17 protein-coding genes and 1 pseudogene are annotated in these 19,001 nt (G+C 74.7%); 10 read left to right on the top strand and 8 right to left on the bottom strand.

Annotation, left to right across the window (positions count from 1 at the left end; translation table 11 throughout):
- Positions 1–29 precede the first annotated feature (29 nt).
- A complete protein-coding gene (locus ACZ66Z_RS27625; RefSeq protein WP_469938064.1) occupies positions 30–1,478 on the bottom strand; it encodes a peptidoglycan D,D-transpeptidase FtsI family protein in 1,449 nt (482 codons plus the stop codon).
- A 138-nt stretch (positions 1,479–1,616) separates the two neighbouring features.
- On the opposite strand from ACZ66Z_RS27625, the gene ACZ66Z_RS27620 reads away from it, so the two are divergent.
- Positions 1,617–2,714 carry a hypothetical protein gene (locus ACZ66Z_RS27620; RefSeq protein WP_469938063.1) on the top strand — a complete coding sequence of 366 codons (1,098 nt, stop codon included), beginning with the start codon at positions 1,617–1,619 and terminating at the stop codon, positions 2,712–2,714.
- A gap of 203 nt (positions 2,715–2,917) precedes the next feature.
- On the opposite strand, the gene ACZ66Z_RS27615 is transcribed toward ACZ66Z_RS27620, so the two are convergent.
- From ACZ66Z_RS27615 to ACZ66Z_RS27605, 3 genes are read right to left on the bottom strand one after another with little or no spacing between them, the layout of a single operon-like run.
- Positions 2,918–3,532 carry a response regulator gene (locus ACZ66Z_RS27615; protein ID WP_469938123.1) on the bottom strand — a complete coding sequence of 205 codons (615 nt, stop codon included), beginning with the start codon at positions 3,530–3,532 and terminating at the stop codon, positions 2,918–2,920.
- Between the two features lie 41 nt (positions 3,533–3,573).
- A complete protein-coding gene (locus ACZ66Z_RS27610) occupies positions 3,574–4,809 on the bottom strand; it encodes a sensor histidine kinase (protein ID WP_469938062.1) in 1,236 nt (411 codons plus the stop codon).
- On the bottom strand, positions 4,806–5,819 hold the full coding sequence (locus tag ACZ66Z_RS27605; RefSeq protein ID WP_469938061.1) for a hypothetical protein: 1,014 nt from the start codon (positions 5,817–5,819) through the stop codon (positions 4,806–4,808). The genes ACZ66Z_RS27610 and ACZ66Z_RS27605 overlap by 4 nt, the downstream gene beginning before the upstream one ends.
- A gap of 173 nt (positions 5,820–5,992) precedes the next feature.
- Here ACZ66Z_RS27605 and ACZ66Z_RS27600 point away from each other — a divergent pair, with 173 nt between their 5' ends.
- Positions 5,993–6,490, top strand: a complete 498-nt coding sequence (locus tag ACZ66Z_RS27600) for a cupin domain-containing protein (RefSeq protein ID WP_469938060.1) — start codon at positions 5,993–5,995, stop codon at positions 6,488–6,490.
- A gap of 9 nt (positions 6,491–6,499) precedes the next feature.
- Here the strand turns inward: ACZ66Z_RS27600 and ACZ66Z_RS27595 are convergent, their stop codons facing one another.
- Positions 6,500–7,270: an IclR family transcriptional regulator gene (locus tag ACZ66Z_RS27595; protein ID WP_469938059.1), complete on the bottom strand. Its 771-nt coding sequence runs from the start codon at positions 7,268–7,270 to the stop codon at positions 6,500–6,502.
- Positions 7,271–7,423: 153 nt separating this feature from the next.
- Between ACZ66Z_RS27595 and ACZ66Z_RS27590 the strand changes: the two genes are divergently transcribed.
- Positions 7,424–8,926, top strand: coding sequence for an aldehyde dehydrogenase (NADP(+)) (locus tag ACZ66Z_RS27590; RefSeq protein ID WP_469938058.1), 1,503 nt, complete (start codon positions 7,424–7,426; stop codon positions 8,924–8,926).
- A gap of 15 nt (positions 8,927–8,941) precedes the next feature.
- Here ACZ66Z_RS27590 and ACZ66Z_RS27585 read toward each other — a convergent pair whose 3' ends face one another.
- Positions 8,942–9,337, bottom strand: a complete 396-nt coding sequence (locus ACZ66Z_RS27585; RefSeq protein WP_469938057.1) for a zinc-binding dehydrogenase — start codon at positions 9,335–9,337, stop codon at positions 8,942–8,944.
- Between the two features lie 9 nt (positions 9,338–9,346).
- On the opposite strand from ACZ66Z_RS27585, the pseudogene ACZ66Z_RS27580 reads away from it, so the two are divergent.
- The 4 genes and pseudogenes from ACZ66Z_RS27580 to ACZ66Z_RS27565 form a co-directional block, all read left to right on the top strand.
- Positions 9,347–9,879 (top strand): annotated as a pseudogene (locus tag ACZ66Z_RS27580) (helix-turn-helix transcriptional regulator); the annotation flags it as partial.
- Positions 9,880–9,969: 90 nt separating this feature from the next.
- A complete protein-coding gene (locus ACZ66Z_RS27575) occupies positions 9,970–11,535 on the top strand; it encodes a phosphatidylinositol-specific phospholipase C domain-containing protein (protein ID WP_469938122.1) in 1,566 nt (521 codons plus the stop codon).
- A 235-nt stretch (positions 11,536–11,770) separates the two neighbouring features.
- Positions 11,771–12,478, top strand: coding sequence for a DsbA family oxidoreductase (locus ACZ66Z_RS27570; RefSeq protein WP_469938056.1), 708 nt, complete (start codon positions 11,771–11,773; stop codon positions 12,476–12,478).
- 110 nt (positions 12,479–12,588) lie between these two features.
- Positions 12,589–13,647 (top strand): aminotransferase class V-fold PLP-dependent enzyme, encoded by a 1,059-nt coding sequence (locus ACZ66Z_RS27565; RefSeq protein WP_469938055.1) that lies wholly within the window; start codon positions 12,589–12,591, stop codon positions 13,645–13,647.
- Between the two features lie 15 nt (positions 13,648–13,662).
- Here ACZ66Z_RS27565 and ACZ66Z_RS27560 read toward each other — a convergent pair whose 3' ends face one another.
- Entirely contained in the window at positions 13,663–14,175 is a 513-nt protein-coding gene (locus tag ACZ66Z_RS27560; protein WP_469938054.1) for a MarR family winged helix-turn-helix transcriptional regulator, read from the bottom strand.
- Positions 14,176–14,288: 113 nt separating this feature from the next.
- Between ACZ66Z_RS27560 and ACZ66Z_RS27555 the strand changes: the two genes are divergently transcribed.
- Positions 14,289–15,359: an alkene reductase gene (locus ACZ66Z_RS27555; protein WP_469938053.1), complete on the top strand. Its 1,071-nt coding sequence runs from the start codon at positions 14,289–14,291 to the stop codon at positions 15,357–15,359.
- 97 nt (positions 15,360–15,456) lie between these two features.
- Here ACZ66Z_RS27555 and ACZ66Z_RS27550 read toward each other — a convergent pair whose 3' ends face one another.
- Complete coding sequence (locus tag ACZ66Z_RS27550) at positions 15,457–16,557, bottom strand: pyridoxal-phosphate-dependent aminotransferase family protein (RefSeq protein WP_469938121.1); 1,101 nt, start codon at positions 16,555–16,557, stop codon at positions 15,457–15,459.
- Between the two features lie 247 nt (positions 16,558–16,804).
- Between ACZ66Z_RS27550 and ACZ66Z_RS27545 the strand changes: the two genes are divergently transcribed.
- Positions 16,805–17,863: a hypothetical protein gene (locus tag ACZ66Z_RS27545; protein WP_469938052.1), complete on the top strand. Its 1,059-nt coding sequence runs from the start codon at positions 16,805–16,807 to the stop codon at positions 17,861–17,863.
- Positions 17,864–17,912: 49 nt separating this feature from the next.
- Positions 17,913–18,998: an amidohydrolase family protein gene (locus ACZ66Z_RS27540; RefSeq protein ID WP_469938051.1), complete on the top strand. Its 1,086-nt coding sequence runs from the start codon at positions 17,913–17,915 to the stop codon at positions 18,996–18,998.
- Positions 18,999–19,001 lie beyond the last annotated feature (3 nt).

Below are 19,001 nucleotides of genomic sequence, written 5' to 3'. Positions count from 1 at the left end.
CGCGACGGCCAATCGGTCCCCGTCTCACGTCACTTCAGCGCCGCCTCCATCATCTTCCGCGCCACCGGGGCCGCCAGGCCGTTGCCGCTGACCTCGGAGCGGGCGGCGCCCGAGTCCTCGATCATCACCGCGACGGCGACCCGCTTCCCGGTCGAGGGGTCCTTCGCGTAGGAGGTGAACCAGGCGTAGGGCGTCTTGCTGTTGTTCTCGCCGTGCTGCGCGGTGCCGGTCTTGCCGCCGACCTCGGCGCCGTCCACGGCCGCGTTGGTGCCGGTGCCCTCCTCCACCACGGTCACCATCGCGCTGCGCAGCTGCTCGGCCGTCGAGGAGGAGACGATCCGCTCGGTGTCCCCGTCCCCGAACGAGGTCAGCGCGTCGCCGTCGGAGTCGACGACCTCCGAGACCACGTGCGGGGCGGCGAGCAGACCGTCGTTCGCGATCGCGGCCGACACCATGGCCATCTGCAGGGGCGTGGCGGTCACGTCGAACTGGCCGATGCCGGTCAGCGCCGTCTGCGCCCCGTCCATCTTCGAGGGGTACACGCTCGCGTAGGCGCGGACCGGGACGTCCAGCTCGGCGTCGTCGAAGCCGAACCTGTCCGCCATCGCCTTCACCTTCTCCTGCCCCAGGTCGACGGCCATCTTCGCGAAGACGTTGTTGCAGGAGTACCGGAGCGCGGTGCGGATCGTGGCGTTCTCGCAGGGCGCGGAGGCGTTCTCGTTCCTCAGCACGGTCCGGGTGCCCGGCAGCGTGTACGGGTCGGGACTCTTCGTCGCCGTGTCCACGGAGCCGTACAGGCCGTCCTCCAGGGCGGCGGCCGCGACGACCAGCTTGAAGGTGGAGCCGGGCGGGAGCGGCTGCCGGAGCGCGCGGTTCACCAGCGGCTTGTCCTCGTCGGTGGTCAGCTCCTTCCAGACGTCGCCGTCGTTCGTCCCGGAGATCTTCGACGGGTCGTAGGACGGGGTGGAGACCATGGCGAGGATCCGGCCGGTCGCCGGGTCGACGGCGACGGCGGCGCCCTTCTTGTTCCCGAGCGCCCGGTAGGCGGCCTTCTGCACCTCCGGATCGATCGTGGTGACGACCGTGCCCGGCTCCTGCTGCTTGCGGGTGACGGCGTCCAGGGGGTTCTTCAGCCGGTCGTCGGTGCCGTCGAGGACGTCGGAGTAGATGCCCTCCAGCTGGGTGGCGCCGTAGGCCTGCGAGCTGTAGCCGGTGACCGCCGCGTACAGCTCGCCGTCCGTGTAAGTGCGCTTGTACGCGAGGTCCGATCCCTCCGTCCTCTTCGAGCCGGTGACCGGGGAGCCGGCCACGACGATGTTCCCGAGCGGCTGCGCGTACTGCGCCATGGTCTTCCGCCGGTTCTTCGAGTCGTCCGCGAGCGCCTTGCCTTCGTACGCCTGCACCCAGGTGGCCCGCCCGAGCAGGGCGAGCACCAGGAGCAGGACGAAGACCGACGTGTGCCTGATCGTCTTGTTCATCGCACTGGTGGGGACGAACGGGCCGGTGGAGGACGTTCCGGATGTGTCCCGTTTCTCAGCGAACCTTCATGTCCGAGCGCCGTGTGATCATGTGGGGGCGCCCCGGGGGAGGGGCGGAGGGACACGGGGAGGAGCGACGTGAGCGCGCGTGGGGAGCGGGACGGTTCGTCCGTGCCGGACGAGGTGTGGGAGGAGTTCCTGCGGAGCTCCGTCGAGGGCGCGGACGACGCGCCGAAGGAGCCGTCCGCACGGGACCGCGAGGCCGCGGGCCGGCTCCGGACCGAGCGCGCGGAGCCGACTCCCTGGCGGGCGCACACGCCCGGGCGGCCCGCGCGGCCTCCCCGGCGCAGGACGGGCTGGTACGTGGCGGGGTTCGTGGCCTCGCTGGTGCTGCTCGTCGTGGCCCTGGACCCGGGAGGCGTCGTCGGCCCGTCCGGTGACGGGGCCCCGGCCGCCGCGCCCCTGGCACAGGAGACGGGGCGACCGGACCACGCGCCTCCCGCGGAGCCCGGCGGGCGGGCCACCCTCGACGAGCCCTTCCGGGGCTCCCCGGCGGCACGCTGGGCGGACGGCACGGCCGGCATCACCGTGCCCGCCGCCCGGGCGACCGGCTGGATGACGAAGGCGGAGGTGGAGCGCGCCCTCGCGCGGTCCCGCGACTTCCTCGCCGCGTCCGGCCTCGACCCGCGGGTGCTGCGCGGCGGACGGCCGGAGAAGGCGATCGCCCTGATGAACCCGCACCAGCGGGACGTCACGGCCTTCGTCACGACCGCGCTGCGCGCACCGGACGGGGAGCACGACCCGCTGCTGCTCTTCAGCCGCTTCGACCCCGCGCAGGCGCGCCCGGTCGGGGACGTGGTGAAGACCCGCGGCCGGCTGAGCTACCGGGAGGGGCGGCGCGGGGCCCTGGAGGTGACCGCCGACGTCACGTACGTGTACCCGGCCGCGCCGGCCGGCGGCGGCGACGAGGTCGTGCGGGTCGTCGTGCGGCGGGAGACGGTGCTGAGCTGGGACGACCCGACGAAGGTGAGCACCGAGGAGGGGACCTTCAGCCTCCTGTCGTACAAGACCGACATGACGAACGGCGGCTGTGACAACGCCACCGGCTACTTCCGACCGGAGTTCGGCGGGGGAGGGACGGGCGCCGGCACGGGTGGCGGGACGATCGACCCGTACGACCGCACCGGACCGATCACCGAGGGCCGCGACGGCTGCGGGACGGCCACGCGGTCGTGAGCCCCGGACGGCACCCGGCCGTCCGCCCCCGGCCCCGCCCCGTCCGCCCCGGCGCCCGGCCCCCGCACCCCGGCCCGTCCGTCCCGGCCCCTCGCCCCGCCCGCTCCGGTACCCCGCCCCCGTGCCCCGGTCGTCCGTCCCGGCCCCTCGCCCCGCCCGCTCCGGTACCCCGCCCCGTGCCCCGGCCCGTCCGTCCCCGGTCCTCACCCCGCCCGGACGAACCCCGACTCGTACGCCAGGATCACCGCCTGGGTGCGGTCCCGGGCGCCGAGCTTCGCCAGGAGCGCCGCCACGTGCGTCTTCACCGTCGCCGGGCCGACGCCCATCCGGTCGGCGATCTCCGCGTTCATGAGGCCCGTCGCGACCAGGCGCAGCACCTCCGCCTCCCGCTCGGTGAGCCGCGCCGCCCACGGCGCCACCGGCGGCCGGCGGCGGGCGTGCTCGGCGGCCAGGCCCCGCACCGCCGCCGGGTAGAGCAGCGAGTCGCCGCGCGCGACCAGCCGGACCGCGCCCACCAGCTCCTCCGCCTCCGCCCGCTTCAGCAGGAAGCCCGCCGCCCCCACGCGCAGCGCGTCGTACACGGAGGAGTCGTTCTCGAAGGTCGTCACCACCACGATCCGCGGCGGCTCCGCCATCCCGGCGAGGATCTGCTCGGTGGCCCGGATCCCGTCGGTCTCCGGCATCCGCACGTCCATGAGGACGACGTCCGGCCGCTCCGCCCGCACCACCGACACCGCCTCGGCGCCCGTGGAAGCCTCGCCGACGACCCGGAGGCCGGGCTCCGCGTCCAGGATGACCCGCAGCGCCGTCCGGACCATCCGCTCGTCGTCGGCGAGGACGACCCTGATCTCCGGGGCGCTCACCGGGGGACCCTGACCGCGAGGCGCCACACTCCGCCCGCCGGGCCCGCCTCCGCGGTGCCGCCGAGCAGCCGGGCCCGCTCGGCGATCCCGCGCAGGCCGCGCCCGCCGTCGGGCCGGGCGGCCGGGGGGCGGTCGGGCAGGGGGTTCTCCATCGTGATCCCCAACTCCTCGGCACGGGCGTCGAGTCGTACGGCGACGGGCGCGCCGCCCGCGTGCCGGGCCGCGTTCGTCAGCCCCTCCTGGACGATCCGGTACGCCTCCCGCGACAGCCCCTCCGGTACGGAGCCCAGGTCTCCGTCCACCGTCAGCGCCACCCGCGGCCCCGCGCCCCGCACCAGGGCCTCCAGGGCGTCGAGCCCCGGACCCAGGCCCTCCTCGGCGCCCTCGCCCCGGCGCAGCAGGCCGAGGGCCCGGTCCAGTTCGCCGACCGTGCGCCGGGTGGTCCCCTCGATCGCGGCCAGCGCCTCCCGTACGAAGTCCAGGTCGGCCCGGTCGCCGTCCAGGACCCGGCGGGCCGCGCCCGCCTGGAGGGTGACCGCGCTCAGGGCGTGGCCGACCGAGTCGTGCAGCTCGCGGGCGAGCCGGTTGCGGGCCTCCGCCTCGGCGGCGCGCCGCTCCGCCGCCGCGAGCCGGTCCGCCGGGCTCGGTCCGAGCAGCCGCGGCGCCTGCCGGGCGATCAGGGCCCCGGTCGCGGCGGCGCCGACGGCGAGCGCGAGCAGCATGAACAGCCCGGCCGGGACCGCGCCCCAGACGGTCCAGGTCGCGTCCAGGCCCCAGAACCGGCCGAGTTCGGAGTCACGGAGCCCCGGCGAGAACGGCAGCGCGAGGACCGCGACCGCGAACGGCGGCAGGGCCAGCGTCGCCCCGCTGACGAGCGCCCCGGCACCCAGGTGCAGGACGAACCACGCGGCCGTCCGGGCCCTGGCCCCCCGGCCGCGCGCCGGCCCGTCCGCGAACCGCTCCGACGGCACCCCGCACAGCGTCCGTGCCGCCGCCACCGACATCGGCCGGGCCAGCGGGAAGAGCGCGACGGCCGCGGCGAGCGGCAGCCCCACCGCGTACGCCCCGAGCTGGGCCCCGAGGCCGCCGCCGAACATGCCGGCGTCGTCGAGCAGCGGCGCCACGACCAGGGAGCCGACCATCCAGAACGGCATGAACAGCGCGCCGCCCAGGATCAGATGGAGCCAGCGCAGCCGGGCCCGCTGCCCGAACAGGGCCGTGGCCGGCCTCACGCTCCGGCGCTCCGCCGCCGCGGGGCTGCGCCCTTCTTCAGGAAAGCCGCCACGCACGCGGCGAGCAGGAAGCCGGTGATCATGTCGCCAGCGTAGGACAGCCGTACGAGCCCGGGGACGCGCTCGGCCGGATCCGACCCCGGCAGCAGCGCGACCAGCGACAGATAGGCGCCCCAGCAGCCGACGGCGGCCGGGGCCGTCCAGGCCAGCGCGAGCGCGGTGCGCACCCGGAGCCGGGCGGGCCGGCGCAGCACCAGCAGGAGGGTGAGGACGACGGCGACGGCGAGGAACCCGAACCGCTGGGCCTCCAGGACGTGTTCGTCGGAGCCGCGTGCGACGGTCGGCCGGGCGGACAGGCCCGTGGTCGAGCCGGCCGCCCACAGCAGGTGGAGCGCGCCCGGCACGAGCGCGGTCACCGCGCCGGCCACGGCGAGGGCCCGCGCCCCGGGCCCGGACGTCCGGGCGGACAGCTCGCCGAGCCGGCCCTGCCACACGTGGCCCCAGCGGTCCCGGGCGTACAGGGCGAAGAGCGAGCCGAGGGCGAGGCCCTGGAGGATGAACCCGCCGTAGACGACGGCGAAGACCCAGTCGTCCAGGAAGGGCCGGCCGGGGGCGGCCGCCTCCTCGTCGCCGGCGAGGAGGGCGACCGCGAGCTGCGCCGGGTAGCCGGTCATGATCGGGGCGAGCAGTCCGGTCGCCGCCCAGACGGGGAGGGCGAGCGGCCAGGCGGGGAACCTCCGTCCCCAGGCCTGGGTGAGCAGCAGCGCGAGGACGACGACGAGGAGGTCGGCGACCACCGAGACCGCGTTGCCGACCGCCATCGTCCGGGGGTGTTCCAGGAGCACGCTCCCGGCCGGGATGCCGATCTCCCCGCCCAACACCCAGACGACCTTGAGCGAGACGTACGGGAGGCAGGCGAGGATCGCGAGGGCGCGCAGCGCCCGGCGGGCGGCGCCGGGACGGTGACCGGCGGCGGGCGCCGGGGCGGGGAGGGGCGCGGTCTGTGTCATGACCCCACGCTCCCGCGCCGCCCCGGCCGCCGCCTCCTGCCGGGCGGTGAACCCTCTCCGCCGCACGGGGGAGGAGCCCTCCTCCCGTCCGTCACACGCGGCCGGATTGGCCCAGGCCATCGATGATCGATTGTCCCTGTCCTTCGGGCCAACGGGACTCTAGAGTAAGGAACATGAACGAGATCGAGACCTTCGCCCCGCTCCTCGCCCGCGCCGCCACCGCCGAGACCACCGCCGATCCGAGCAGCGTGATGACCCTCCTCGCCGACTCCGACACCACCGGCGGACAGCTCACCAGCTACCGGTCGACGTTCGCGAAGGGCGCGGTCGGCGCCCCGGCGCACTTCCACACCAAGGCCTCGGAGATGTTCTTCGTGCTCGGCGGCTCGCTCCAGGTCCTGGTCGGCGAGGAGCTGACCGTCCTGGAGCAGGGCGACTTCCTCCTCGTCCCGCCGCACACCCCGCACGCCTTCGCGGCCGCGCCCGGCGCCGAGGCCGACGTCCTCTTCGTCTTCACGCCCGGCATGGCCCGCTTCGACTACCTGCGCCTCCTCGGTCGCGTGATGCGCGGCGAGGCGAGCTTCGAGGAGATCAAGGCGTCCTCGGAGCAGTACGACAACCACTACGTCGAGAGCCCGGTGTGGCAGAAGGCCCTCGCCGACCGCGCGTGAGCGGGTGGTTCAGAGGCGGCGGGTCGCGAGCGTCAGCCGGTCCCGCGCGTCGAACAGGGCGTCCTTGATCATCTGCTCGTGGGCCGGGGTGAGCCGCGCCACCGGCACCGAGCAGCTGATCGCGTCCCGCGCCGGGGTCCGGTAGGGGACCGCGACGCCGAAGCAGCGCAGCCCCAGCGTGTTCTCCTCGCGGTCCACCGAGTAGCCCTGCTCGCGGATGACGCGCAGCTCCTCGATGAGCTTCTCGCGGTCGGTGATCGTGTGCCCGGTCAGCGCCGGGAGCGTCTCCGGGAGCAGTCTGCGCACCTGTTCGTCGCTGTGGGTGGCGAGCAGCGCCTTGCCCAGCGAGGTCGAGTGCGCGGGCAGCCGGCGGCCGACCCGGGTGAACGGCCGCAGGTAGTGCTGGGACTGACGGGTCGCCAGGTAGACGACGTTGGTGCCGTCGAGCCGCGCCAGGTGGATGGTCTCGGTGGTGTCGTCGGAGAGCCGGTCGAGGGTGGGCCGGGAGGCGGCCACCACCTCGTCGCCGTCGATGTACGAGGTGCCGACGAGCAGCGCCCGCACCCCGATCCCGTACCGGGTGCCCGTCGCGTCCGTCTCCACCCAGCCCAGCTCGACCAGGGTGCGCAGCAGCATGTACAGGCTGGACTTGGGGTAGCCGACGGCCTCCTGGACGGCGGCGAGCGAGTGCATCCCGGGGCGTCCCGCGAAGTGTTCGAGCAGCTCCACGGTCCGCACCGCGGACTTCACCTGTGCCCCACCCGCGTCGGCAGTCGCCATGACCCTCGCCCCTTTTCCGTTGTGCCGGACGCCCCCCCGGCCGCCCCGGCCGAACGGGGCCCCTTGTGGAGACGCCCGGGCCGTCAATAGAGTCCCGCCCAGATGCGTTCATCTACCGGAACTGTGTTCAGAGTAGCGAACAGGGGCGTGGCGGTGGCGGCAGAACCAGTGTGGAGCGTGGACCCCCGGACGGGGAAGCCGCGCGAACAGGTCGCGGTGGAGGCCACGGCCGAGGAGGTCGACCACGCGGTCAGGGCCGCGCACGCCACCCGCGCGGCCCTCGCCGACCGCACTGCGCGGGCCGCCTTCCTCCGTGCCGCCGCCGACCTCCTCGACGCCTCCGGCGAGCACGTCGTCGAGGCGGCCGACGCCGAGACCGCCCTCGGACCCGTCCGCCTCACCGGCGAACTCGCCCGCACCACCGCACAGTTGCGCGCCTTCGCGGACGTCGTCGAGGACGGCTGGTTCCTCGACGTCCGGATCGACCCGCCCGACCCCGGGGCCGTCCCGCCCCGCCCCGACCTGCGCCGCTGGAAGATCCCGCTCGGCGTCGTCGCCGTCTACGCCGCCGGCAACTTCCCGCTCGCCTTCTCCGTCCCCGGCGGCGACACCGCGAGCGCCCTCGCCGCCGGCTGCCCCGTGGTGGTCAAGGCCCACCCCGACCACCCCGCCACCTCCGAGCTCTGCGCCTCCCTGCTGCGCCGGGCCGCCGCCAAGACCGGGCTCCCCGAGGACGTCGTCGTCCTCGTCCACGGCTTCGACGCGGGCGTGGAGCTCGTCCGGCACCCGCTCGTCGCGGCGGCCGGCTTCACCGGCTCGGTCCGCGGCGGCCGGGCCCTCTTCGACGCGGCCGTCGCCCGGCCCGTCCCCATCCCCTTCCACGGCGAACTCGGCTCCCTCAACCCGGTCGTGGTCACCGAGGCCGCCGCGGCCGAACGCGCCGAGGAGATCGGCGCCGGGCTCGCCGGCTCCATGACCCTGGGCTCCGGCCAGTTCTGCACCAAGCCCGGCTTCGTCCTCGCCCCCCGGGGAGGGGACGGCGACCGCTTCCTCGACGCCCTCACCGCCGCCGTCAGCGAGACCGAACCGGCCGTCATGCTCGACCACCGGATGCGGGACGCCTTCGTCGCCGGCGTCGCCGAGCGCGCCGCGCTCGCCGGCGTCGACACCCCGGTCACCCCCGGCGCGGGCGGCCCCCACACCGTCAGCGCCGGAGTCCTCGCCGTCGACGCCGCCGCGCTCGCCGACGGCGGCCACCGCCTCCTCCTGGAGGAGTGCTTCGGGCCGGTCACCGTCGTCGTCCGCTACTCCACCCGGGAGGAGGCGACCGCCGTCCTCGGCCTGCTGCCCGGCAACCTCACCGCCACCCTGCACAGCGCCGCGGATCCCGCCGAGGACCCCGAGGCCGCCCCGCTGCTCGCCGAACTCACGCCGCTGGCCGGCCGCGTCCTCGTCAACGGCTGGCCCACCGGCGTCGCCGTCGCCCCCGCCCAGCACCACGGCGGCCCCTACCCGGCCACCACCTCCACCTCCACCTCGGTCGGCGCGACCGCGATCGAGCGCTGGCTGCGCCCGGTCACCTACCAGTCGACCCCCGAACCCCTCCTGCCGCCGGAGCTCCGCGACGGCAACCCGCTGGGAGTGCCGAGGCGCTGACGCCCGCCGGGGCCGTCAGACGACCGCGTCGGACAGGTCCCGGGAACGGACGCGCACCACGATCTTCCCGAGGTGCGCGTGCGACTCCATCAGCCGGTGGGCGTCGGCGATCCGCTCCAGACCGTCGAAGGTCTCGACGATCACCGGCGCCGGGGAGCCGTCCCGCAGTCCCGAGCCGATGAACCCGGCGGCCCGCCGACGCCCCTCCGCCGTCCTGGCGAGCTTCCCGTTCGCGTACGTGTGCGCGGTCAGCGGCCAGTTCCGCGACAGTTCGGTCGGCCGCGGGTCCAGCCAGCCGTACAGCACGGCGGTGCCACCGGTCCGCAGCGCGTCGCCGAGCCGGGCGAAGCCGGGCCCGCCGATCGCGCCGAAGGCGAGGTCCGCGCCCGCCCCGCCGGTGATCCGCCGCACCTCCTCGACCTGCTCACCGAGCTCCCGCCGTTCGTCCACCTCCCCGCCCGGGTCGGCTCCCACCCGAGGCTGCGCGCCGCCGTCGACCTGCTCGGCGCCGAACCGGCCGAGCCCCGGCCGGGGTCCGACGCCATCGTCCCCGCCCTCCTCGACACCCTGCTCCTGTACCTGCTGCGCACCTGGTGGCCCGCCGAGCGCGCCGACCGCTCCACCGGCTGGTCGGCCGCACTGAGCGACCCGGCCGTCGCGGGCGCCCTGCGCGCCCTCCACGGCGACCCCACCAGGGCCTGGACGGTCGAGGAGCCGGGCGCGCTCGGCGGCCTCTCCCGTGCCGCCTTCGCACGCCGCTTCACCACCCTCGTCGGACGCCCGCCCCTCGCGTACCTCACCTGGTGGCGCATGACCACGGCGGGCCGCCTCCTGCGCTCCGACGACCTCCCCTCCGTGCGGTCGCCGAACGCTCCGGCCACTCCTCGGAGTTCGCCTTCGCCAAGGCCTTCAGGCGCGAGTACGGGGTGGCCCCCGGCCGCTACCGCAAGGGAGCCCAGGGCGTTAGCGGAACGTCAGCGGAACGCCAGGGGTGGTGGCCAGACTGGTCTCCGCATCGCCACCCCTACCCGGACTGGAGTCCCATGTCCCGCCTCATCCCCCACGCCACGGGCGCCGGATCGCTCCGGCGCTCCCGTCGGCTGACCGGCCTGATGACGGCCGCCTGTCTCGCTCTGGGAGCCGCGCTGCTGACGCCCGCCCCCGCCGATGCGGCGGGGTCGACGAACCAGGACGCCTACCGGAACATCGGGCAGCCGGACCGGGCCGAGTGGATGTGGGGCATCGCGAGCGACACCCCGCTCTCCAGCATGTCCATCCCCGGCACCCACGACACGCTCGCCATCCACGCCGGCTCCAGCGTGCAGACGCAGGAGGACTGGGGAGACAGCGCGGACACCCTGACGGCGCAGCTGGAGCGGGGCATCCGGGCCATCGACGTCCGGGCCCGGGTCTCCGGGGACTCGGCCTTCACGATCCACCACGGCGTGTACTACCAGCAGGCCAACTTCGACGACGTCCTGACCAAGGCGCAGTCCTTCCTCCGCGCGCACCCGACCGAGACGATCGTGATGCGGCTGAAGTCCGAATGCCCATATTCGGACGTGGGCACCTTCGAGTGCGCCCACGACCCGAAGTCCACGACCCCGGGGAGGGTCAGGGCGATCTTCAAGGACTACGTGGCGAGGTACCCCAACCTCTTCTACGCGCCCTCGACGTCGGGCTCCGGCAGGGCGGCGGTCCCGACGCTCGGGCAGGTCCGCGGCAAGCTGGTCCTGGGCAGCTTCGACAGCGTCGACAGCGACGACTACGGGATCGTGGGCTTCAACGACCACAAGGAGGACCACTGGGCGGCGGAGACCGTCGCGGAGAAGTGGGGCTACGTCAAGGGCAACGTCGACCAGGCGCGCTCCGGCCGCTCCGGTGACACGTACGTGACGTACTCCTCCGCGTCCAACGCCCCCTTCGGCCTGTTGCCGTCCGACTACGCCGGAGGCTGGAAGCTGGGCAACGAGAACGGTGACATCGTCCACGAGGAACCCGGTGTCAACGTCCAGCTGATGAAGCACCTCAACGGCAGCACCGGCCGTGTCGGCATCGTCATGACGGACTTCCCCGGCTGGGGCCTGGTCAACGCGATCATCGACCACAACGCCGACAACGCCGTCAAGGGCGGCAACCGGACGATCTGGCTGGTCAACGCCGACAAGACCTACGTCAACAGCCTATACGGCCGCTGCATGGTGCGGGGCCCCGAGTTCGACAGCTCCAGGACCGGCGGCCTGGTCACCCAGCGCGAGTGCCAGTCGACCCCGCCCAGCAGCCACCAGTGGGGGGCCGAGAAGCCGTCGACGTACGACGGAAAGGGCTTCTACTGGATCAAGGCGAACAACGGCAAGTGCCTGACCGTCCCCTACAACAACGGCACCCGGCCGGGCTCCGGCACCCAGCTCTTCTGGTGGGACTGCGAGACCCGCTGGTTCTCCGGCAGCCAGCTGTGGAACGTCATCCCGACCAAGCTCGCCACCGCGACCGGGTCCCGGCCGGCGTACCAGTTTATCAACAACTGGACGGGCCTGTGCCTGTCGATGGACCCGGCCACCGCCGCCACCGCGGGCGGCAAGGTGACCCAGGAGACCTGCTCCAAGTAACGCCCGCCCGCAGGGGGTCCGGCGCGCGACGCGCCCGCCCCGCCCGTGCCCCAGGCCGTCCTTTCCCCCGAAGGGCGGCCTGGTCGTGTCGGCTCGACGCCGCCCCCGGCCCCCGACGCCCGGTGCTCCTGCTCACACCGGCGCCGGAAACGGAATGAAACGGACCGGCCGGCGCGTTCCCTCCGGCGTACACACCCCCGTACACCCCACCGGCGACCCCTCGGAGAGAAGTCACATGCGCGTCGAGATCTGGAGCGACATCGCCTGCCCCTGGTGCTACATCGGCAAGGCCCGCTTCGAGAAGGGGCTCGCGGCCTTCGCCCACCGCGACGACGTCGAGGTCGTGCACCGCTCCTTCGAGCTCGACCCGAACCGCGCCAAGGGCGACACCGGCCCCGTCCTGGAGATGCTGGCGAAGAAGTACGGCCGCACCCTCGACGAGGCCCGCGCCATGGAGGCGCACGTCGCGTCGAACGCGCACTCCGAGGGCCTCGCCTACCTCGCGGACGGCCGCGACCACGGCAACACCTTCGACATCCACCGGCTGCTGCACCTCGCCAAGGAGCGCGGCCGCCAGGGCGAGCTCCTGGACCTGGCCTACCGCGCCAACTTCGCCGAGGAGCGCTCCGTCTTCGACGCCGAGACCCTGGCGGCGCTGGGCGTGGAGGCCGGTCTCGACGAGGCCGAGGTCCGGGCCGTCCTCGCCGACGAGTCGGCCTACGCCGAGGCCGTACGGGAGGACGAGCGGGAGGCCGCCGCGCTCGGCGCCACCGGCGTGCCGTTCTTCGTCCTCGACCGCCGCTACGGCGTCTCCGGCGGCCAGCCCGCCGAGGTCTTCACCCAGGCCCTGGAGCAGGCCTGGCAGGGCCGCGTCCTGCAGCCGGTCGGCACCGACGCGGAGGTCTGCGGTCCGGACGGCGCCTGCGAGGTCCCCTCGGCCTGACCGCTCCGATCCGTCCGGGGGCACAGGGGTCGACCTGCGGGGACGACCGCGGCCCGGACTTCCCCGCGATCACCGTTGACGGGCGGTCGCGGGGAATCCAGGGTGGGGTCATGGAATCCCTCGATCAGCCGCTCAGAGGCGCCGAGTTCGCGCCCAGGAAGACCTATCTGAACACCTCCGCCTGCGGGCTGCTGCCCCGCCGGACCGTCGAGGCCGTCACCCTCCTCGCCGAGGAGACCGCGGACGGCCGCGCCGGTGGCGCCGGCAGCTTCGACGTCGTCGACGAGGCCCGCGCCGCCTTCGGCCGGATCGCCGGCGTCTCCCCCGAGCGCGTCGCCGTCGGCAGCTCGGTCGCGGTCCACTGCGGGATGATCGCCCAGTCGCTGCCGGCCGGGTCCGAGGTCCTCTTCCCCGAGGGCGACTTCTCCTCCGTCATCACCCCCTTCACGATCCGCGGCGACCTCAAGACCCGCTTCGCGCCCCTGGACCGGCTCGCCGAGTCCGTCCGGCCCGGGACGGCGCTCGTCGCCTTCTCGGCCGTGCAGTCGGCGGACGGCCGCACGGCCGACTTCGCGGCGGTCCGGGAGGCGGCGGCCGCCCACGGCGCCCGCACCCTCCTCGACGCCACCCAGTCGGCGGGCTGGCTGCCGCTGCGCGCGGGGGAGTGGGACTACACGGTCGCCGGCGGCTACAAGTACCTGCTCTGCCCGCGCGGCGCGTCCTTCCTGACCGTCACGGAGGAGGCGCAGGACTCGCTGCTCCCGATCCACGCGGGCTGGGTCACGGGCGAGGAGCGGTGGGTCAACAGCTACGGGCCGGTCCGCGAACTGGCCCGCTCCGCCCGCCGCTTCGACGAGCCGGCCGCCTTCCTCTCGTACCACGGCGCGGCCCGTTCGCTCGCCCTCCTGGAGGAGATCGGCATCGAGCGGATCGAGGCCCACGACAAGGGGCTCGCGGCCCGCTTCCGCGCCGGGCTCCTCGACCTCGGGCACGCGCCGGTCATGGACGACTCGACGGTCGTCGCCGTCCCCGGCCTCGGGGACCGGGCGGACGCCCTGCACGACGCGGGCGTCCTGCTCTCGGCCCGCGCGGGCAACCTGCGGGCGTCGTTCCACCTGTACAACACCGCGGCGGACGTGGACCGCGCCCTGGACGTCCTGGCGGGCTGATCCCCGGACCGGTCCTCAGCAGACCGGTCCGCCCGCCTCCTCGCCCGCCTCCTCGGTCAGGTTCCCGCCCACGAGGCCGAGCAGGCGGGCGAGCTCCGCCCGGTCGGCCGGGGCGAGCCCGGCGAGCGTGCTCTCCTCCAGGTCCGCCCACGCGCCCTCGACCCCGTCGCGCAGGGCCAGGCCCTTCTCCGTCGCCTCGACCAGGACCGCGCGCCGGTCGGCCGGGTCCGGGCTGCGGCGGACGTATCCGCACTGTTCCATGCGCTGGAGCATCTTCGTCACCGTGGAGGGGTCGAGGCCGAGCGACTGGATCAGCTCCGACTGGCGGACCGCCCCGCAGTCCCAGAGGCGCATCATCATCAGCTCCTGGCCCGGATAGAGGCCGAGGTCCCGCAGCCGTCGGCCCATGGCGATCCGGTGGAGCCGCGCGACCCACGCCAGGGCGTGGCTGACGGTCCCGCGGCAGGCGGCGGCCCCCGGCCCGGGGGACGGCGCCGGCTCGGTACGGACGGGTTCGGTTCCTGGCACGGGGGCTCCTCGGGGCGGCTCTCCCCCAAGATTACCTTGGTCGGCCAATGAATGGGTTACAGTGGCGTCGGCCCAATTACTTGGCCGACCACATATTCTTGTGAGGGACAGCCATGACCACTGCGTTCGACCCGATCGACCTCGCCGGCACCCGACTCGCCAACCGCATCGCGATGGCCCCGATGACCCGCAGCCGCGCCAACGGCGAGGACGGCACCCCCACGGCGGTCGTCGCCGAGTACTACGCCCAGCGCGCCTCCGCCGGGCTGATCATCACCGAAGGCGTCCAGCCCGTCCCCGAGGGCCAGGGCTACCCCGACACCCCCGGACTCCACAGCCGCGAGCAGATCGCCGCCTGGCGCGAGGTCACCACCGCCGTCCACGAGCGCGGCGGCCGGATCTTCGCCCAGCTCATGCACGCCGGCCGGATCGGCCACCCCGACATCCTCGACGGCGACCTCCACCCCGTCGGCCCCTCGCCCGTCGCCGCCGCCGGCCAGGTCTACACCCACGAGGGCCCCAAGGACTTCGTCGCCCCGCGCGAGCTCACCGGCGACCAGGTGCGCGAGGCGGTCGCCGGCTTCGCCTCCGCCGCCCGCAACGCCGTCGAGGCCGGCTTCGACGGCGTCGAGATCCACGGCGCCAACGGCTACCTGATCCAGCAGTTCCTCGCCTCCGGCTCCAACCACCGCACCGACGAGTGGGGCGGCCCGGTCGAGAACCGCATCCGCTTCGCCGTCGAGGTCGTGAAGGCCGTCGCCGCCGAGATCGGCCCCGAGCGCACCGGCCTGCGGATCTCCCCGGCCAACACCCTCAACGACATCAGCGAGACCGACACCGAGGAGCTCTACACCGAGCTGCTCACCGCGATCGAACCCGTCGGCATCGCCTACCTCCACGTCCTGGAGACCGCCCCCGAGCGCCGCCCGTTCGTCCTCGACCTGCGCAAGCGGTTCGCGGGCGCCTTCATCCTCAACCCGGCCACCGGCGCCGACCCGACCGGCGCCGAGTCCCTGTCCCTGATCGAGGACGGCACCGCCGACCTCGTCGCGTACGGCAGGCTCTTCATCGCCAACCCCGACCTGCCCGCCCGCCTGCGGACCGGCGGCCCCTACGCCGTCCCGGACCCCGCCACCATGTACGCCGGCGGACCCCAGGGGTACATCGACTACCCGGCGCTGTAGTCCCGGGTGCCGGGGGCGCCGTGGTCCCGGACACGGAGAGGGGGCGGGGGTCCGGTCGACCGGACCCCCGCCCCCGCCCCCTCCCCTGCGTCGACCGCTACTTCCAGGCCTCCGTGACCGCCCGGCGCGCGCCCTCCAGGTCCACCGCGCGGCCCGACTCGCCGAGCGCAGCGCCCAGGGCGGCGAGGGAGGACTGCACGGCCCCCGGAGCCGCGTCCACCCCGTAGTGGTTGACCCGGATCATCTCCCGGGCCAGCGCCCCGCCGCCCGCGATCAGCGGCAGCGACGGATCGGCCGTGAGGGCCTTCGCCACCAGCTCCGAGGCGTCGACGCCCGCCGGCGTGCGCAGCGTCGTCGCCACCGGCGCCGCGTCCTCCGCCTCGTGCACGTACGGCTCCAGGCCCCCGCCCAGGGCCAGCGCGCCCGCCCGGGTCGCGGCCGCCGCCGAGGCGTGCCGGGCCATCAGCACGTCCAGGCCCTCCGTCTCGATCCGCTCCACGCAGGCCTCCAGGGCCAGCATCTCCAGCTGTGCCGGAGCGTGCAGAAGGGCCTTCCGGCCGCCGTCGATCCAGCGCTCCTTCCAGTCCAGGAGGGAGAGGTACGAGCGGCGCGGCGCGGCCGGGTTGGCGGCGAAACGCTCCCACGCCCGCGCGCTCACCGACACCGCCGACACGCCCGCGGGCCCGCCCATCGCCTTCTGCGCGCCGATGATGCACATGTCCACGCCCCAGGCGTCCGGCAGCACCGGCTCGGCGCCGATCGACGCCACGGCGTCCAGGTAGAACAGCGCGCCGTGCGCCCGCACGACCTCGCCGATCTCCGCCACCGGGTTGGTGTTCCCGGTCGCCGCCTCCGCGTGCACCAGCGACACGAAGTCGATCTCCGGGTGCTCGGCGAGCGCCCGCTCCACCTGCTCCGCCGTCACCGCCGCGTGGAAGGGCACCTCCAGGTCGACCACGGTCGCCCCGCAGTCCCGCAGCCAGTTCCCGAAGGTCTGGCCGTACGGGCCGGTGACGACGTTCAGCGCGGTCGAACCGGCCCGCGCGCCGCTGCGGATGCACCCCTCCAGGGGCAGCAGCGCCTCGCCCTGGGTGATCACCACGTCCTGCTCCGTGGAGAGCAGGGCGGCCACCCGGCGCTCGATCGACGCGAAGTGCGCGGCGGTCATCGGAGCCAGGTCCAGCAGCGGATGTGTCACGGTCACGGAGGTTCCTTCTTCGGTGTCGCATGCGTGTGGCATACATCGGGATCGGGCTCGTGCCAGCGTAAGTGCTCCGTGCTCCTCCGGAGCGCCCCGCCCGGGGACGGGGTGCCGTCACGGTGGTGTCCGGAACGTGTCACAGGGTCCGTACCACCGCGCACGGACGCTTCCCCCGGAGCCCCGCCGGTGGGATGTTCCGGGCCGGAGCGGCCGCACCCGGCGGGCCGTCGAGAAGGAGAACGGGGTGGGCACCGTGACGCACGGCACCGGCGGACACGACAGACGCGACAGGGACGGCGGGAACGGCGGGGCGCGGGGCCGACGGGCCGTGGTGGCGGCCGCGGCGCTGGCCCTGGCGGCGTCGACGGCGCTCGGCGCGGCGGCGGCCGCGGGCGCGACGGGCCCCTCGGCCACGCCGCCGGTGACGGCGATGGCGACGCTGCCGGTGACGCGGCCGACGCTCCCGCCGCTGGAGCACGCGGTGATCGACCGCCCCATCGTCTTCTCCCGCTACACGGCGACGGCCTCGACCGAGGACCTCTACGCGGTGTCCCCGAGCGTCGGCACGGCCGTCAAGGTCACCCACACCCCGACGGTCAGCGACGTCATGCCCAGCTGGTCCCCGGACGGCAAGCGGGTGGCCTTCGTCCGCTACGGGTCCGGCGGCGCCGTCGACGGCATCTGGACCATGAAGTCCACCGGCGGCGCCCCGGCCCTCGTCCCCGGCACCAAGGGCGCCTCCGAACCGGCCTGGTCCCCGGACGGCACGCGGCTCGCCTTCACCAAGCCGGTCGGCTCGCAGCGCGAGATCCACGTGGCCGACGTCGACGGCAGCCCCTCCACCCGCCTCACCTTCGACGCCGCCGACGACCTCCACCCGACCTGGTCCCCGGACGGCGCGTACCTGGCGTTCAACCGCGCGGACGCGGCCGGGAACAGCCGGCTGATCCGGCTCAGGCTCTCCACCCACGCCCAGACGCCGATCACCGCGCCCGCCTCCCACGACTGGACGCCCGACTGGTCGCGCACCGGCCGGATCGTCTTCAGCCGGGTCGACGCCACCGGCTTCGCCCATCTCCACGTCGTCCGCCCCGACGGCACCGGCCTGGTCCGCATCACCTCGGCCCGCGCCAACGACAAGTACCCCTCCTGGTCCCCGGACGGCAGCCGTCTCGTCTTCACCCGGGGCGGCACCGACGACGCGGACCCCGAGCACCTCTGGCTGGTCCGCGCCGACGGCACCGCCCCGAAGCAGCTCACCGAGACCCCGTCCCACGACCAGCAGGCCGACTGGCGCCCGTAGCCGACCGCCGGCCCGACGGCCCCCGCCCGGCGGCTCGTAGAGTGCGGGTATGAGCGATCACGAGGTGCTGCACGTGAAGGGGCGGGTGCTCGTCGGCCCGGAGGACGTCCGCGACGAACTGTGGTGCGTCGACGGGCGGATCACCTTCGACCGGCCCGCCGCCGGGGCCGTCACCGTGGAGGGCTGGGTGCTCCCCGGGCTCGTCGACGCCCACTGCCACGTCGGCCTCGACCGGCACGGCCCCGTCGACGAGGCCACCAGCGAGAAGCAGGCCCTCACCGACCGGGACGCCGGCACCCTGCTCATCCGGGACGCGGGCTCGCCCTCCGACACCCGCTGGATCGACGGGCGCGAGGACCTCCCGAAGATCATCCGGGCGGGCCGGCACATCGCCCGCACCCGCCGCTACATCCGTGACTACGCCCACGAGATCGAGCCCGCCGACCTCGTCGCGTACGTCGGCCGCGAGGCCCGCCGCGGCGACGGCTGGGTCAAGCTCGTCGGCGACTGGATCGACCGCGAGGTGGGCGACCTCACCGCCTGCTGGCCGCGCGCCGAGGTCGAGGCGGCCATCGCGGAGGCGCACCGGCTCGGCGCCCGGGTCACCGCGCACTGCTTCGCCGAGGACTCGCTCCGCGACCTCGTCGAGGCCGGCATCGACTGCATCGAGCACGCCACGGGCCTCACCGAGGACACCATCCCGCTCTTCGCCGAGCGGGGCGTGGCCATCGTCCCGACCCTCGTCAACATCGCGACCTTCCCGCACCTCGCCGACGGCGGCCAGGAGAAGTTCCCCCGCTGGTCGGCGCACATGCGCCGGCTCCACGAGCGGCGTTACGACACCGTGCGGGCCGCCTTCGACGCCGGCGTGCCCGTCTTCGTCGGCACCGACGCGGGCGGTTCCCTCGCCCACGGCCTGGTCGCCGAGGAGGTCGAGGAGCTGACCCGGGCCGGCATCCCGCCCGTCGACGCGCTCTCGGCCACCGCCTGGGGGGCCAGGGCCTGGCTGGGCCGCCCCGCCCTGGAGGAGGGCGCCCCGGCCGATCTCGTCGTCTACGGCGAGGACCCGCGCGCGGACGTCCGCGTCCTCGCGGCGCCGCGCCGGGTCGTCGTCAACGGCCGGGTCGTGGGCTGAGCC

It is taken from the genome of Streptomyces sp. NPDC107498 (genome assembly GCF_055582805.1).
This window is presented reverse-complemented; position numbering and strand designations above follow the sequence as displayed.